This is a genomic window from Sorangium sp. So ce367 (assembly GCF_051520455.1).
Lineage (GTDB): Bacteria > Myxococcota_A > Polyangia > Polyangiales > Polyangiaceae > Sorangium > Sorangium cellulosum_B.
In genome coordinates this window covers 8,853,273-8,867,893 of the sequence record NZ_CP150334.1, presented here as the reverse complement: position 1 = coordinate 8,867,893, position 14,621 = coordinate 8,853,273, and the positions used below count along the sequence as shown (strand labels likewise).

General features: G+C 71.3%; 10 protein-coding genes. 4 read left to right on the top strand and 6 right to left on the bottom strand.

Annotated features, from left to right (window positions below):
- Window positions 1–624: 624 nt before the first annotated feature.
- Window positions 625–3,360 carry a kelch repeat-containing protein gene (locus WME97_RS33670; RefSeq protein WP_437543628.1) on the bottom strand — a complete coding sequence of 912 codons (2,736 nt, stop codon included), beginning with the start codon at window positions 3,358–3,360 and terminating at the stop codon, window positions 625–627.
- A gap of 2,101 nt (window positions 3,361–5,461) precedes the next feature.
- Between WME97_RS33670 and WME97_RS33665 the strand changes: the two genes are divergently transcribed.
- Entirely contained in the window at window positions 5,462–7,519 is a 2,058-nt protein-coding gene (locus tag WME97_RS33665; protein WP_437543626.1) for a Kelch repeat-containing protein, read from the top strand.
- A gap of 353 nt (window positions 7,520–7,872) precedes the next feature.
- Here WME97_RS33665 and WME97_RS33660 read toward each other — a convergent pair whose 3' ends face one another.
- Both WME97_RS33660 and WME97_RS33655 read right to left on the bottom strand, forming a co-directional pair.
- Window positions 7,873–8,388 carry a hypothetical protein gene (locus WME97_RS33660; protein WP_437543624.1) on the bottom strand — a complete coding sequence of 172 codons (516 nt, stop codon included), beginning with the start codon at window positions 8,386–8,388 and terminating at the stop codon, window positions 7,873–7,875.
- 323 nt (window positions 8,389–8,711) lie between these two features.
- Window positions 8,712–9,392, bottom strand: a complete 681-nt coding sequence (locus WME97_RS33655) for a hypothetical protein (protein ID WP_437543622.1) — start codon at window positions 9,390–9,392, stop codon at window positions 8,712–8,714.
- Window positions 9,393–9,652: 260 nt separating this feature from the next.
- On the opposite strand from WME97_RS33655, the gene WME97_RS33650 reads away from it, so the two are divergent.
- Entirely contained in the window at window positions 9,653–9,868 is a 216-nt protein-coding gene (locus WME97_RS33650) for a hypothetical protein (RefSeq protein WP_437543620.1), read from the top strand.
- 122 nt (window positions 9,869–9,990) lie between these two features.
- Here WME97_RS33650 and WME97_RS33645 read toward each other — a convergent pair whose 3' ends face one another.
- The 3 genes from WME97_RS33645 to WME97_RS33635 are packed head-to-tail and all read right to left on the bottom strand — an operon-like array spanning window position 9,991 to window position 13,067.
- Window positions 9,991–10,668, bottom strand: coding sequence for a hypothetical protein (locus WME97_RS33645; protein WP_437543618.1), 678 nt, complete (start codon window positions 10,666–10,668; stop codon window positions 9,991–9,993).
- Window positions 10,665–11,600, bottom strand: a complete 936-nt coding sequence (locus WME97_RS33640; protein WP_437543615.1) for a PEGA domain-containing protein — start codon at window positions 11,598–11,600, stop codon at window positions 10,665–10,667. Before WME97_RS33640 ends, WME97_RS33645 begins: the two co-directional genes overlap by 4 nt.
- A 15-nt stretch (window positions 11,601–11,615) precedes the next feature.
- A complete protein-coding gene (locus WME97_RS33635) occupies window positions 11,616–13,067 on the bottom strand; it encodes a serine/threonine-protein kinase (protein WP_437543613.1) in 1,452 nt (483 codons plus the stop codon).
- A gap of 448 nt (window positions 13,068–13,515) precedes the next feature.
- On the opposite strand from WME97_RS33635, the gene WME97_RS33630 reads away from it, so the two are divergent.
- Both WME97_RS33630 and WME97_RS33625 read left to right on the top strand, forming a co-directional pair.
- A complete protein-coding gene (locus WME97_RS33630; RefSeq protein ID WP_437543611.1) occupies window positions 13,516–14,166 on the top strand; it encodes an Isoquinoline 1-oxidoreductase subunit in 651 nt (216 codons plus the stop codon).
- Window positions 14,163–14,621, top strand: a complete 459-nt coding sequence (locus tag WME97_RS33625) for a (2Fe-2S)-binding protein (RefSeq protein WP_437294175.1) — start codon at window positions 14,163–14,165, stop codon at window positions 14,619–14,621. The genes WME97_RS33630 and WME97_RS33625 overlap by 4 nt, the downstream gene beginning before the upstream one ends.

Genomic DNA, 14,621 nt, shown 5'->3' with positions numbered 1-14,621 from the left:
GCTCCGGGTCGCCTGCGGCGCCCTGCGCCCCGAACCCCCAGTACGGCGGCCGCCGCGTCGACGCTGGGTGAGCGGCCTGGAACGTCGGTCGGCTCACCGAGCGCGGTGAGGAAGCGGGCGATGTTGCTCGGCTCGGTGATCATGGCGACGAGCTTCATCCTGCCCTTGCAGGCCGGGCACTCGAGGACATGGAGCGCCAACGTGCGGCGCAGAAGCTCGGCGCGGTCGTCGACCGCCCGGTAGCCGCCCCGCTTGCGTCTGGGAGCGGGCTCGTCGTCCGCCTTCGCGGGCTGTTGCGGCTTCGCAGGGCGCGGTCCGATCTGCTTGTGCGCCGAGGTGGGCGGCTAGCAGACGCGAGCACCCTCGCGGCACCCTGGCGGTGCCTTATGGCGCGCTCGTCCCGGGCGACGACATGCGCGCGCACGTCGCCTTCTTCATCGAGCTGCGCGGCGGCCGCATCGCGTCGCAGCGCGAGTACAGCTGCTTCGAGCCGTGGTGAGCCGCGCCCGCCGGGGGCGACCCCGGACCTCTGCCGATGATGGGCAGAGGTGGAGTCCGGGACGAAGCGCTCCTCCGCGGAGCAGCGCGTCCGGGCGGCGCGCGGGCGCGACGGCTTCGCGGGGGTCAGGGGGTGTAGATCTCGACGCTCGGTTGGAAGTAGCCCATGACGATCACCCTGCCGTCCGCGAGCAGGAGCATCGAGTTGTCGTGGTGGGTACGGATCTCGTTCATCGGCCCCGTCGCGGCCCAGGTGTTCGATACCGGATTGTAGATGTCAGCGCTCGGGAGGTCGCCGCTACCGCTGTACCCCCCCGAGACCAGCACCCTGCCGTCGTTGAGCCGCGTCGCGGCCAGCTCGGCGCGGGGAGTGGTCGTGGGACCGGTTAACCAGGTATTCGTCCCTGTGCGATAGATCTCGGAGATCGACGGATAGCCGCTCGCGTACCCTCCGACGATCAGCACGTCGCCGTTGTTGAGCAGCGTGGCGGAATGGGCCGTGCGTGCCTCGCTCATCTGGCCCGCGGACGACCATGTACCGGCTGTCGGGTCGTAAATCTCGGCGGTTTTGAGGTGCGTGCTGCTGCCGCGACCTCCGGTGACCAGCACCTTGCCGTTCTGGAGCAGCGTCGCGGTGTGACCGGAACGGATACTGGACATGGACGCGGCTAGCGACCAGGTGTTGGTCGCCGGGTCGAAGAGCGCGGTGCTCGCCAGCCCGTTGTTGGATTGGAAATCCGCTCCCCCGGCGACCAGCACCTTGCCGTTCTGGAGCAGCGTCGCGGTGTGACCGGCACGGGCGAGAAAAACGCTCGTGGATCCCACCGACGACCATGTGTTGGTGGCGGGATTGTAAAGCTCGGCGGCGGCCAGCCCAGCATTGGCGTCCCAGTGCCCCACGACGAGCACCTTGCCGTTCCCGAGCAGCGTCGCCGTGTGAATCGTTCGGACCGACGCCATGCTGGCGGCGGATGTCCATGTGTCGTTCGTCGGATTGTACAGCTCGGCGGTGGCCACAAAGTTGCCGGTAGTATTCTCCCATCCGCCCGTCATGAGCACCCTGCCGTCCTGAAGCAGCACCGCGGCGCCTTGCGTGTGGCGCCCGATGTTCGGCGCCGCGTACTTCCATTTCTCGGCGTTGTGGTCGTAGAGCTCGACGCCCGCCAGGTACTCGGTGGAGATGGATCCATACTTGAGACCTCCCGTGACGAGCACCTTCTTGTTGTCCAGCAGCGTCGCGGTGTGCTGGGTGCGCGCGCTCCCCATCTGCTTGACCCCGATCCAGGTGTTGGTCGCCGGGTCGTAGGTCTGGGCGCTGCTCGTCGCCGTGGTGGCCGCGGTGTCTCCGCCCGTGACGAGCACCTTGCCGTCGTCGAGCAGCGTCGCCGCGTGGGAGCTGCGGGGGGTGGCCATCGGCGCGGCCGCGGTCCAGCCGAGCGTCGCCGGGTCGTAGAGCTCGGCGCTCGACAGCTCATGGGATGTCGGGTGGTAGCCGCCCACCACGAGCACCTTGCCGCTGCTGAGCCGCGTCGCTGTGTGACGGTAGCGGGCCGTGCCCAGCGACCCCGTCGACGACCACGTGTTGCTGTTCGGTTCGTAGAGCTCGGCGCTCGTCAGGTAGGTACTGCCGTTGCGTCCGCCCGCGACGAGCACCTTGCCGCCCGCGAGCGACGTCGCCGTGTGCCCGTGGCGGGCCGTGGCCAGGGGCGCGGCCGACGACCAGCTGTTGGACCCGGGATCGTAGAGTTCGGCGCTCGACAGCGTGGAGCTGGCGCCGATGCCGCCGGTGAAGAGCACCTTGCCGTTGTCGAGCGGCGTCGCGGCGTGCCCGAATCGGGCCGCGACCAGCGACCCGGCCGACGACCAGGTGTTCGTGTTCGGGTCGTAGAGCTGGGCGCTCGCGATGGGCACGTTGGTGGCGTTGCTGCCGCCCGCGATGAGCACCTTGCCGTTGTTCAGCCGCGTCGCCGTGTGAGAGCGGCGGGCCGTGGCCAGCGACCCGACCGATGACCAGCTGTTGGCGATCGGGTCGTACAGCTCCGCGCTCGCCAGCACGGCGCCGTTGTAGCCGCCCACGACAAGCACCTTGCCGTTCTGGAGCAGCGTCGCGGTGTGCGCGCTGCGCGTCGTGCTCATCGTGGCCGCCGGCGCCCAGATCGGGTCGACCAGCGCCGGCTCGCCCCCCGCGTCCGCCCACAGCTCGATCGTTGCCCCACGCACCTCCAGGCGCGCCGCGATCGGCCGACCGCCGCGCGCGTACGCCGCCGGTGCCGTCACGCGCAGCCGCGCCGCGCCCGCCTCGTCGACCACCTCGACCGCGTCGCCCTGCTGCCGCAGCGTCGCGCCCTCGACCTCCCACGTCGCCGCGGGCGCGTCCGCGCGCGCCGCCCCCGCCTCCAGCAGCAGCCACTCCTCGTAGCCCTCGTCGATCGCCGACCAGAACGACGTGCCGCCCTTGCGCGGATACGCCACCGCCCGCTCGACGATCTCGCCCTCGCCGTCGGCGTCGAGCTCGCGCACGCGCGCCTCGAACCCGCCGGGCAGGTGAAACCGGATCTCGCCCTCGCCGCGCGCCGGCAGCGCCGCGTGCAGCCCGCCGCGGCGCGCGAAGGCTGCCTGCAGGTCGGGCTCACGCGTCAGGTCACCGGTCGAGGCGAGCGCGAAGCCGCCCTCGACCGCGACGAAGCCCTCGCTGGCCTGGAGCACCTCGGACGCTTGCTCGGGGAACTGGAGCCGCAGGTCGTCGCTTGAAGGCGGCTCGGGGCCGAGCGCGCAGCCGGCGCCGCCGGCCGAGAGCGCTCCGCCGAAGAGCCAGGCCGATAAGATGAATAGCCAGCGTTGGAATGGGGATTGAAAACGCATCACGGATCTCCTCTTGAGCCAGCGGCTCCGCGAGACGGGACGCCTCGTGGGTGCGCGTAAGCGCACGCGTGTATCCGTGTGCCGCTTGCAGGGGACGTACCAGCCCGATGTCCGCGGAGAAGCGCCGTCACCTCCCGCCCGCCCCGCTCCGCGATGGCCGCCGAAGTTGCGCAATCCAGTTTGGGTTTTGCGGAGGCGAGCATGCCCGGCGCCGAAGCGACGAACCTCGAGACCATCACTCGCTTCCTCCGCCCCGTGGAGGGCGGCGTCACGCTGCGACCGTGACATGTCACGTGACATGTCACGTGACATGTCACGGTCGCAGCGTGACGATTTTCGTTCACCCCTAGGAAGTCAGGGTGAACCCCTGACCGCAGTGCAAACCTTGAACCCACTCCGACTGAGTCTGCCCCCTGCTGTGGCGCACAACTCCGCGCTGAGTGGGTGAAACGGCGAGCGGGCAGCCGCACGCCCCTTGGCACGCGAGGTTCTGAGGGCCGGCTCCGAACGAAGCTCTGGACAGAAAAACCATCCTGCCGCCGTCCCGGCCAGCGCGCCGCAGATACCGCGTTGCGCACGCGGCGCCTCGCGATGTCGCTGGCGCCGAGCGCAGGCGCGGCGATCGCGATCGGTGCTGGGCTGCTCATGCTTCTGCAGAGCTTCGTTCAAGGGAGCTCTTGATGCGTAGGCATGAACATCCACTCATTCGATCTCTGAGCCTATCCGGGCGCCGATGCCTGGGCCGGCGGAGCTAGGGTCCTCACCACGAGCTTCCGGAGCAGCGAAGAGCCCCAGCTCGCCGAGCGGCCGAGCCTCGAGGTCTGCTACACGACCAGGTCGACCTGCACAGGCACCCTCGACGACGGTGACGCGTGCACGACCGACACGTGCCATCCGACGCTCGGGATCCTCCACACGCCGATTGCCACCGACGACGGCGACCCGAGCACGATGCGCGTAGGTAAAAGAAGCTGGATCGCTGCATGAAGAAGTGTGGCGCGGCGAACCGAAGTGGCGGGACCGCGCGCGTCGCGACGCCTGGTTCATGGGTCGAAAGAGCGGGCCCCGCGCGGCGCAGAGCGCGCCAAGGGGCGCATCGGAGTGCCGCAGGCACACGTCGCCTCCGGGCGTTGGTCGGGCCCCGGATGTTCTGGCGGCTATGGGGCGTCCCCGAGCGTCTTGCGGCGCAGAACGGTGCTCTTCAACGCTCGGGGCTCCGGGTCGCCTGCGGCGCCCTGCGCCCCGAACCCCCAGTACGGCGGCCGCCGCGTCGACGCTGGGTGAGCGGCCTGCAACGTCGGTCGGCTCACCGAGCGCGGTGAGGAAGCGGGCGATGTTGCTCGGCTCGGTGATCATGGCGACGAGCTTCATCCTGCCCTTGCAGGCCGGGCACTCGAGGACATGGAGCGCCAACGTGCGGCGCAGAAGCTCGGCGCGGTCGTCGACCGCCCGGTAGCCGCCCCGCTTGCGTCTGGGAGCGGGCTCGTCGTCCGCCTTCGCGGGCTGTTGCGGCTTCGCAGGGCGCGGTCCGATCTGCTTGTGCGCCGAGGTGGGCGGCTAGCAGACGCGAGCACCCCCGCGTACTTGACCGTATGAAACCGCGGCGGCGGGACGCTGGCCGCGAGCCGGCGCAGGAGCGAGAGCGAGGTGTGGCCCAACAGGGCGCCCTCCGCCGCTGCGTCGCCCGCGGTGAGGGGCTCGCAGCATCACCGATCCCACCGTATGGCCACGCTGCGCGCATGGACGCATGAGCTGGCTTTCTGGAGAGCGCGGAGGGGCGAGAACTCATGGCCCTGTGTCCTGGCGCTCGCGTTCTCTCCGCGAACGCGAGCGGAGCCCTGCACGACTCCCGTGCTCGCCGCTTCGCCGCAGGAACTCGACGCCCGGAGGGGCGCCCGACCGCCGAGGGGGGCGCGGCGCCGTGAATGCCACGTCTGCTCCGAGCATCCCAGGACGCAACCAGAGCGCAACCCGCCCCTGGCTCGCGAGGCCCGAACCTCCGAGTCGAGCATCGTTTACTTTCCGGGAGATGCCGATGCGTCATCGCCGAGTCCGCCAGAGTCACGATCGAGCCGGTCTGCCGGAGCGCGCGCGAAGAGCCGTGGACAGGCAGGAGCATGACGAGCCGGCGAGCGGCGCTCGGGAGGCGCGGGCTCGGGCATGTACCCGGAGGGCCGCGGCGGCAGGCCCGGCGTTCCTGCTGCTGGCCGCGCTCGGGGCGAGCCTCGGCTGCGCCGGCGCCGGCGAGGGGGGCTCGGAGGCGCACGCCGCGCTGCGGGGGGCGTTCCCCGAGCAGGCGGCGGCCCTCGAGGGCGGATCGATCGCCCTGTGGGTCGACGCCGCGCCCGGGGCGGCGCTGCTCGTGGATCCGAGCTGGGTCGCGGCAGCATCGATGAACCGCCCGCGCGCAGGGCAGCACGCGATTCGCCTCCTGGACGGCCGGGTCCTCCTCATCGGCGGAGACCCGAAGGCCTTCGGCGAAGAGCCGAGGGCCGACTCCGCCGAGCTCTACGATCCGGCGACGGACACGTTCACCCCCGCGGGCACGATGACGGACGACCGGAGCGGCCATTCGACCACGCTGCTGCAGGACGGCAGGGTGCTCGTCGCCGGCGGGTGGAGCTGGATCTCGGCCAATACTTCCACCCTCGTCGACACGGCGGAGGTCTTCGATCCGGCGGCGGGCACCTGGACGGCCGTGGCGTCGATGCCCAGCGTGAGATCGGGACTCGCGCCGCTCTTGCTTCAAGACGGGAGCGTCCTGGCCTTCAGCCCCTCCGGCGCCGAGATCTACGAGCCTGCCGTCGACACGTGGACTGTCAGGTCCACGCCGGGCATCGCGGGGTGCTGTGTTACAAGCACGCCGCTCCCGAGCGGGAAGGTCCTCGTCACGGGGTCACCAGGCGCGCACGGCGCCAATCAGGCCGCGATCTATGACCCGGCGGACGACACGTGGGCGCCCGCGGCGACGATGAACGCTCGTCACGGAGAGGGTTACGAGGCGACGCTGCTCCACGATGGAAAGGTCCTCGTGGTGGCGATCTCCTGGAACGACCGCAACGCGGAGGTCTACGACCCCTCCGCGGACACGTGGACCCTCGCCCCGGGGCTGCCTCACATCCTGCGGCAGCCTTTCGGCGAAGGGGGCTACGTGGACAGGCCCCTCCAGGGGCGGACGATCACGCTCTTGCCGGACGGACGCGTGCTCGTCGCCGGAGGGTTCGAGGCATTCTGGGAAGACTGCCGTCCCGGCGTCAGCCAGGGGTGTTTCTACACCGAGGAGCACACGAACGTGACTCACCTCTACGATCCGTCGAGCGGCAGCTGGACGGCCGGGCTGCCCATGTCCACCGTGCGCAGCTATCATTCGGCGACGCTGCTCCTCGACGGCAGCGTGCTCGTCGCGGGCGGTCAGGTCTTGCCGACGTATTCCCCGGATGAAGGGCGCACCACGAGCGCCGAGCGCTTCATCGTGGGAGGCGCTGCCTGCGCGTCTGCCGCCGAGTGCGCAACCGGCTTCTGCGTCGACGGTGTCTGTTGCGGATCGGCGTGTGACGCAGGCCCATGCGACGCCTGCTCGGTCGCCGCGGGCGCGGCGTTCGATGGAGTCTGTGCGCAGCTCACGGGCCCTGTGTGCGACGACGGCGATGCGTGCACGCAGGGGGATAGCTGCAGTGGCGGTGTCTGCAGGGGCACTCAAGGCGAGGCAGACGGGTGCGGGACCGGTGAGGGCGGCAGTGGCCCGGCTACGGGCGGCGGAGATACGGGGGCTGGCGGCGGCGGAGCGGGCACTGGCAGCGATACGGGGGCTGGCGGCGGAGCGGGCGCTGGCGGCGGAGCGGGCACCGGCGGCGGCGATACGGGGGCTGGCGGCGGCGGAGCAGGCGATGGCAGTGCCGGAGCGGGGGGCTCCAACGCTGCTTCGGCAGGCGCCGGCGTGACCGGCAGCAGTTCCTCGTCATCCGCACCGAGCGGGGGATCCGCACCGAGCGGGGGTGGCTGTAGCCTCAGCGGCACGATGCCGAGCTCCACACCCCACATGGGCCTGCTCTCGACGTTCGCCCTGATGTGCCTGCGGTGGCGACGGGGGGCTACGTCGCGCAGAGCGCCGAGTAATGCTCGCTGGCGCGTAGGTAAAAGAAGCCGGATCGCTGCGTGAAGAAGTGTGGCGCGGTGAACCGAAGTGCCGGGACCGCGCGCGTCGCGACGCCTCGTTCATCGGTAGAAAGAGCGAGCGCGGTGAGAAAGCGGGCGATGTTGCTCGGCTCGGTGACCAGGGCGACGAGCTTCATGCTGCCCTTGCAGGCCGGGCACTCGAGGAGAAGCAACGATGGCTCCATCACGGGAGCCAGGGCAACACCTCGCTCTCGTCTAGCCGCGGCGCCCCGCTCCGAGGCGCCGCGCCGTGCCGCTCACCCGCACCGAGGGCAACCGCCTCGGCGAACGAACTCCCCACGCTCGCAGACGCTGCGGGACCGTCTGTAAGTTCCGATACTTGGCGGACCGCCGAGCCTACGCGCTCCGCGGGCTGGGAGGCTGGAGGTAGAACGGGCTTACCTCCTCATCGAGCGTCTCGTACTCCGCCGAACTCGACTTGTGATTCAGGTACATGAGGACCGCCCGCGCGGCCTCCTGCAACGGCATGGGCGGCGCTCTGGTGCCGTCCCATGCTTCGCAGAGCGCCCGGAAGCTCTCGAGGCGCTCGAGCAGCGCTAGCCACCATACCCGCGTCTCCGGCTGATTCCGGCGGACTGGCCGGAAGGTGGCGAGCAAGCTGTCGATGTGGCCGAGCGCTGGACGGCGCAGATCCGCGGGGGGGATCTTCGCGACCATCTTGGGTGACGCGAGATAGCCGCACCACACGAGGGCTGCGGCGAAGGTGGCCATATCCGGGATCGCTGCCAGCTCCGCCTCGGTGGGCGGCGGGCGTGGATCTAGGTCGTCCGGCTCGGGCGGCACTTCAGGTGGCGCGCCTTCCCAGCCGTCCCACCCTCCGGGCGGCTCCGGGACGGCGAACGCAACGAGCACGTCACGTGCGGCACGCTGGATCTCGGCCGGGATGTCTGGGGATGGCGACCAGTCCCGGCATAGCCCGAGCAGTCTCTCTACATCCGGCGCTGCGTCTAGCGGCCGCTCACCCGCGCTGAGCCCTGCGTCGGGACCTTCGCCGAGCACGGTCAATAGGTCGCTCAGGTGCTCGACGACGTGCTCGCGTGACGGCATCATCCCGCGTTTGCGCGCTGCGCGCGGCGACGCGAGCAAACCCGCAAGGTTCAGGGCTCCTGAGATAGATTGCGCCACCTGGGCGGCGCGCTTCGAAGCTTCGTCAGAGTCCATGACGGGTTCCTCTATCACTTCGGCCTACAGAGCTGAATCCATGGGACTAGTTGGCTTCCGATCGCCGGCTTTAGCGTGATGGCAGCGCCCACGATATCGACATCGTTGTAGCAGGTGTAGGTGCACCACCCGCCAATGATCAAGTTGCCAAGATTCCAGATGTCAGGGCACGTCCTGCAACGACCGTCGCCGCAATCGTTGAGTACGCATCTCTTGGCGAAGGGGCAACTCACGCTCGACTGGCACCGAAGCGGCGGGTCCATGCACTCGACCTTGATCGGATACCCGACGGACAACGTTGTCGGATCGAGCGTTGCGATCCACTCCTCGGCTAGCTGCCAGGCAAGCTCAGTGTTCTGATCGATAATTTGGCGAAGTGCCTGCTCGTCAACGATGGTCGCGTCAGCGACCTGGGCCTCGGTGAGCCCGGAGAGCGCATAGGCCGCATAGGTCGCCTTAGCGTTCATCAAGGCGAGTTCCCTCGGGTCTGCGTTGTACGCCGCATCGATCGCAGCTTCCTCTTCTGGGGTAAACGTCGTGCTATTCCCTGTGCCGTCGTCTGTCGGCGTGGGCTGCGTCTCGTCGGGCGCGGGCCGTGTTCCATCGGGCGTGGGCTGCGTCTCGTCAGACGTGGGCTCGCTATCCTCCGTTTCTCCGCCTTTCCCGATCCGGATCGTACATGCCGGCACTATCATCGCGCCGACGGACCCGATGACAAGCAGAGCTCCAAGCCTGCCTAGAAGACTGCGCTTCGATATGAGCTGCCTCCGAGCCCGGAATACTAAGCGAAGGCGAAATGTATTTCTATGTAGATGTAATGTGGACAACTCTCGGGGATGCCGCATCCGGGCCGTAGGGGCGGCCTCTGGACGTTCGCGACGGCTGAAGCTGGACGACGCGGTTCGCTGGGCGAGCCCCAGTCCAGCTATTCAGGAAACCGAAGCGTCCGGACGGCTTGGCCGTCTCTCCTCGGATCTCGTCGCTATTCCACTCCCAGCTCACGCCGCCCTTGCCCGGCGGTCCCAACTCGAAGGTGACGCCTTCCAGCGTGAGCGGGTTCTCGTCGATAGGCGATGCAGCGCCGAACGGCACGGCGCCTGCTGCGCTGAACGGCACGGCGGCGCCCGCGGTGCCCGGCGCCGCACCGAACGGCACGGCGCCTACCGGCTAGACATCGCCGCCCACCTCCGCGGCGAGCGCTTCCCGCTCCCAAGGATCGGCTGCTCAGGCGAACGCACCCGCGGAGAGCAGGCAGACTCCCCCTTGCGGTGCCGTTCGCGAGGCGGGATCGAGCTAGTCGCCGGCCGCGCACGCCGGGGGAGGGCAGCGGCCTTCCAGGATGTCGCGGCACACCTTGTCGCGCGCCTTCTTGTCGACCGCGCCGAGCGCTGCGTAGATCTGCTGTGTGCTGCACCCGAGCGAGCCCTCGACCGTGAGCGGGCCGCACGCGTTGAACACCTCCGGCGCCGGCAAGGCCGCGCAGCGGGCCTCGCAGGCCGCGATGTCCGCGAGCTCGAGCGGGCATATGGCCGCGTAGAGCGTGCACATCGCCTCGCACCGCCCGACGCACTCGGCGTCGCCCTCCGGGCCGAGCGGCCCGGCCGCGGTGCAGCCGGCGGGATCGCCGGTCTCCGCCGCGCGGCACCCGGCATACCCCTCGGGCGACGGCATCGCCTCGCAGACGGTGCAGCACGCCTCGACCGACGGGTACTGCGGCGTGAGCTCGCAGAGATCCATCGACCGGGCGCAGTGCGCCGAGCACGCGGCGATCTCGCACGGGCCAGCCTCCTGCGTCGGTGGAACCCAGCTCTCCGGGCTCCCGTCGCCGGCGTCGCCCGCGGCGGCGCCGCTGTCGATGCCGTCGCCCTCAGCCGAGGTGTCGCCGTCCTCGGCGTCGGGCAGCGGGGCGACGACCTGACACCCGGCGAGCCACGCGGCGAACGCGCAGGCGGCAGCGCGACGCGCCCTCACAGCGTCCCCCGCATGCTGATGTAGCCCGGACCGACCGCCCAGGTGACGCTCGGGGCCGGGGTCTTCGAGCGCTCCAGGCCGAGGCTGATGCCGCCGACGGCCGCGCCGGCGATGGCAAGGCCGAACCCCACGTTCGAGACCCAACCCAGGGCGTTCGCGTCGCCTCGCGCATCTTCGGAGCAGCCCGAGGCGCCCTGCCGGCACGCCTCTGCGAGGTCGCTCCTCGCGCTCAGGTAGGCCGCGCCCACGCCGAGCCCCACCGCCAGCCCGGCGCCCGAGGCCACGAACCCGCCGATGGCCCACGGCGAGACGCCGTCCGGGCGGGGCTCCGGGGTGAGGGCGACGTCGAGCGCCGTGATCTCCCGCTCCGGGACGTAGACCCGCTGCCGGGCGCCGACGTAGCCGTCGGCCTCGACCTCGACCCAGTGGTTGCCGGGATCGATCAGGGCCCCCTCCGAGGAGGCCTTCACCTCCTGGCCATCGATCCGGAGCTTGGCCCCGGCGGGGCTCGGCACGAGCCGCACCTTGAGCCGAGGGATGCGGTCGTCGAGCTCGTCGCGCAGGGCGTCGGCGCGGCGCCGAGCCTGCATGAACGGCCAGGGCTCCCCGGGGAGCGCGCGCGACGAGGCGATCGTGGACGCGAGCTCGCGCGCCTCGCTGAGCCGGCCGATCGCGGCGAGCGCCTTCGCCACCTCGATGGACGTCGAGGGCACGCGGACGAGCTGCTCGGCGCGCTGGTAGGCGCGGAGCGCCTCCGCGTACCTCCTCAGGATGAAGAGCTCGTCGCCCTGGTACACGAGCTCCCGGGCGTCACGCCGCGCCTTCTCGTCGGCGGCGCCGGCGGCGGTGTCCGCCGCGTCGCCGGCGAGCGCCGGCGGCGCCGCGAGGATCAGGCTGGTGATCACCATCAGCGTGCTGGGCCGGGGGCGCATGGGTCTCCTCTCCTGTCAGAAGCCGAGATCGCGGCGCCAGCGCGTGCGCGTCGCGACCGTCTTGACCGGCGTCGAGGACGGTGCGGCGAGCGCCGCCGGCAGGGCGCTCGGGGCGCCAGACACGGCCGTCACCCTGGCGTCGGCGGTCGCCCGGGTCGCAGGCTGCGCCGTGGCCGCAGGCTGCGTCGTGGCCGCAGCCCGTGCCTCGGCCTGGTGCGGCCTGGCGTCGTCCTGCGCCGTGGCCGCCGCTCGCGCCTCGACCTGCGGCGCCGTGGCCGCGGCCCGCGCCTCGGGCAGCGGGCTCCTCGTCTCGCACTGGGCCGCGGGCTCGACGGCGGCGGGGGCGGCGCGCCCGGGCGCGCCGCCGGCAACCATCGCGAGCGACGCGGTCTGCGCTGCCGGCGCGGTCCGGGTGACGCCGGAGGCCCCCGCCCACGCCAGGGTGCTGAGGCCCATCACGGCGCCCGCCGCCAGGGCCCAGGTGCGCGCCCGCGCCCGCTGCCGGGGCGAGCTCGCGCCCAGCGTGCCGAACGGCATGAGCGTGGTCACGAGAGACGAGAAGCCTTCGCCCGAGCCGAGGGCCTCGCGCGGGGGCATGAGCTCGGTCTGAGCGGGCCGCGCGGCGCGCGGAGCGGCGAGGGCGGCGTCCAGCGCCTCGAGGACGGCGCGGGCGCTCCGGGCGCGGCGCGCCGGGTCGGGCTCGAGCAGCGAGAGGACCCAGGCGTCGATCGCGGGCGGCACATCCGGGGCGAGCCGGGACGGCGGCGGGGGCGGCCCGCGGTCGATCGCCACGGCCACCGCGGCGACCGTGGCGCCGCCGAAGGGGATCTGCCCGGTCAAGCAGAAGTAGGCCACGACGCCGAGGGCCCAGAGATCGCTGTGCGATCCGACCCGCGCGCCGCCCGCCATCTGCTCGGGCGACATGAAGTGCGGCGTCCCCAGGATGGCGCCCGTGACGGTGAGCCGCTCGGCCTCGTCGAGGGTGTTCTTGGCGATGCCGAAGTCGAGCACCTTCACGAAGGGCTCCCCCTCGCCCTCCACGAGGAAGATGTTCTCGGGCTTGATGTCGCGGTGAACGATCCCCGCCTCGTGCGCCCTGGCCAGCGCGGCGCAGAGCTGGCGGAGGATGGAGACGGTCTCCTCGAGCGAGAGCCGCCGGCGGCGCTCCACCAGATCTTGCAGCGTCTGCCCCTCCAGGTGCTCCATCACGATGTAGGGGACCCCCTGGTCGGTGAAGCTCACATCGAACACGCGCACCACGTGCGGGCTCTGGATGCGGGCCGCGGCCTCGGCTTCCCGGTGGAGGCGCACGACGGCCAGCGGGTGGTCCATGTACATGTCGCGAAGGAACTTCACCGCGACATGGGTCCTGAGCGCGACGTGCTCGGCGAGCCAGACGCTCCCCATTCCCCCCTGGCCGAGCGCGCGGATGAGCCGGAGCTGGGAGCCCACGTGCATTCCGGGCATCGGCCCGCGCTCCGAGCTCGACGCGGTGTGGCAGCCTGCCTCAGCTGGGGCGATCAGGCAGGGCGATGGCTGGGTGGCCTCGCCTATTCCTAGCGTCTTGCTCATGCCGGAGCTGGCTTGCACGCCGCGAGCCATCGCTCCGGCGGAGGGGTTGCGAGGACATGCGCCGGCGTCGGGGTGTGCCGTCGTGGCGTGGAGCCGCGCTGCGTGGCGCCCTCGTGACAGTTCGCTACAGGCGCGGCAGCGGCTGCGCTGCGCGCGCTGTCGACACCGGCTCACGGATGTTTCACGGCCGCCGTCATCGCGCGCTCCACGCGCCGCCCTGTCGCCGGAAACCGTGACGTAACGCGGGCTTCGCTGTCGGGGGACGCGACGGGGGACGCCCCGAGGGCGCAGGTCGAATCGGGGCTTGTCGTCCGTGCGCCGAGTCACCAGGGTAGGCCGGGCGATGCAGCCTCTCCTCCTCTGGTCCCTGCTGGCTGGCGTCGGCCTCCTCGCCGCGGCGTGCGACTCGCGTCCCGCGGAGGCGCCCAGGCCGGTCGTTCTTCCGCCCGTCGCTCCGGGCGAGCTCCGCAGTCCGGAGGCGTTCGCGGCGATCCGGGACGACGACGCGCGCGCGGCCTCGCTCTTCCTGGAGGCGAGCAAGGTGCTGCTCCACCCGCGCTGCGTGAACTGCCACCCTCACGATGGCGTCCCGCGCCAGGGCGACGCCGGGGAGCGCCACAGCCCGCCGGCCGAGCGCGGTCCGAACGATCGCGGGGTGGCGGCGATGGAGTGCACGTCGTGCCATCAGCCGCAGAACCTCGAGCTCGCCCGCGTCCCCGGGGCGCCGGGCTGGCACCTCGCGCCGGCGGAGATGGCGTGGCTCGGGCGGTCGCCGGCGGCGATCTGCGCTCAGATCAAGGATCCGGCGCGCAACGGCAAGAAGACGCTCGCGCAGATCGTCGAGCACTCCAACCGCGACGAGCTCGTGGCGTGGGGGTGGGCGCCCGGCCACGGCCGAACGAAGGCGCCCGGCTCGCAGGCCGCCTTCGGCGCGCTCGTCGACGCGTGGGTGAAGGCGGGCGCGGCGTGCCCGCCCGAGGAGTCCCGACCATGATCATCCTGAAGGTGAACGGCGCGGAGCAGAAGCTCGACGTGGATCCGGACATGCCGCTCCTCTGGGTGCTGCGCGACGTGCTCGGCCTCACGGGGACGAAGTACGGCTGCGGCCAGGCGCTCTGCGGGGCGTGCGTCGTGCACCTCGACGGCGAGACGGTGCGCGCCTGCGTGACGCCGGTAAAGCGCGCCGCGGGCGGCTCGGTGACGACGATCGAGGGGCTCAGCCCCACCGGCGATCACCCGCTGCAGCGCGCGTGGGTGGAGCTCGGCGTCCCGCAGTGCGGCTTCTGCCAGGCGGGGCAGATCATGAGCGCGGCCGCGCTCCTGCGGAAGAACCCGCGGCCCTCGAACGACGACATCGACAGGTCGCTCGCCGGCAACATCTGCCGGTGCGGCACGTACACGCGCATCCGCGCGGCGGTCCGCAAGGCCGCCGGCCTTCCCACGGAGTGA

Coding starts and splice junctions, on each gene's coding strand:
- WME97_RS33670 (WP_437543628.1), bottom strand. CDS start 3,360: ATGCGTTTTCAATCCCCATTCCAACGCTGGCTATTCATCTTATCGGCC.
- WME97_RS33655 (WP_437543622.1), bottom strand. CDS start 9,392: ATGATAGTGCCGGCATGTACGATCCGGATCGGGAAAGGCGGAGAAACG.
- WME97_RS33640 (WP_437543615.1), bottom strand. CDS start 11,600: ATGCGCCCCCGGCCCAGCACGCTGATGGTGATCACCAGCCTGATCCTC.
- WME97_RS33635 (WP_437543613.1), bottom strand. CDS start 13,067: ATGCCCGGAATGCACGTGGGCTCCCAGCTCCGGCTCATCCGCGCGCTC.
- WME97_RS33630 (WP_437543611.1), top strand. CDS start 13,516: ATGCAGCCTCTCCTCCTCTGGTCCCTGCTGGCTGGCGTCGGCCTCCTC.
- WME97_RS33625 (WP_437294175.1), top strand. CDS start 14,163: ATGATCATCCTGAAGGTGAACGGCGCGGAGCAGAAGCTCGACGTGGAT.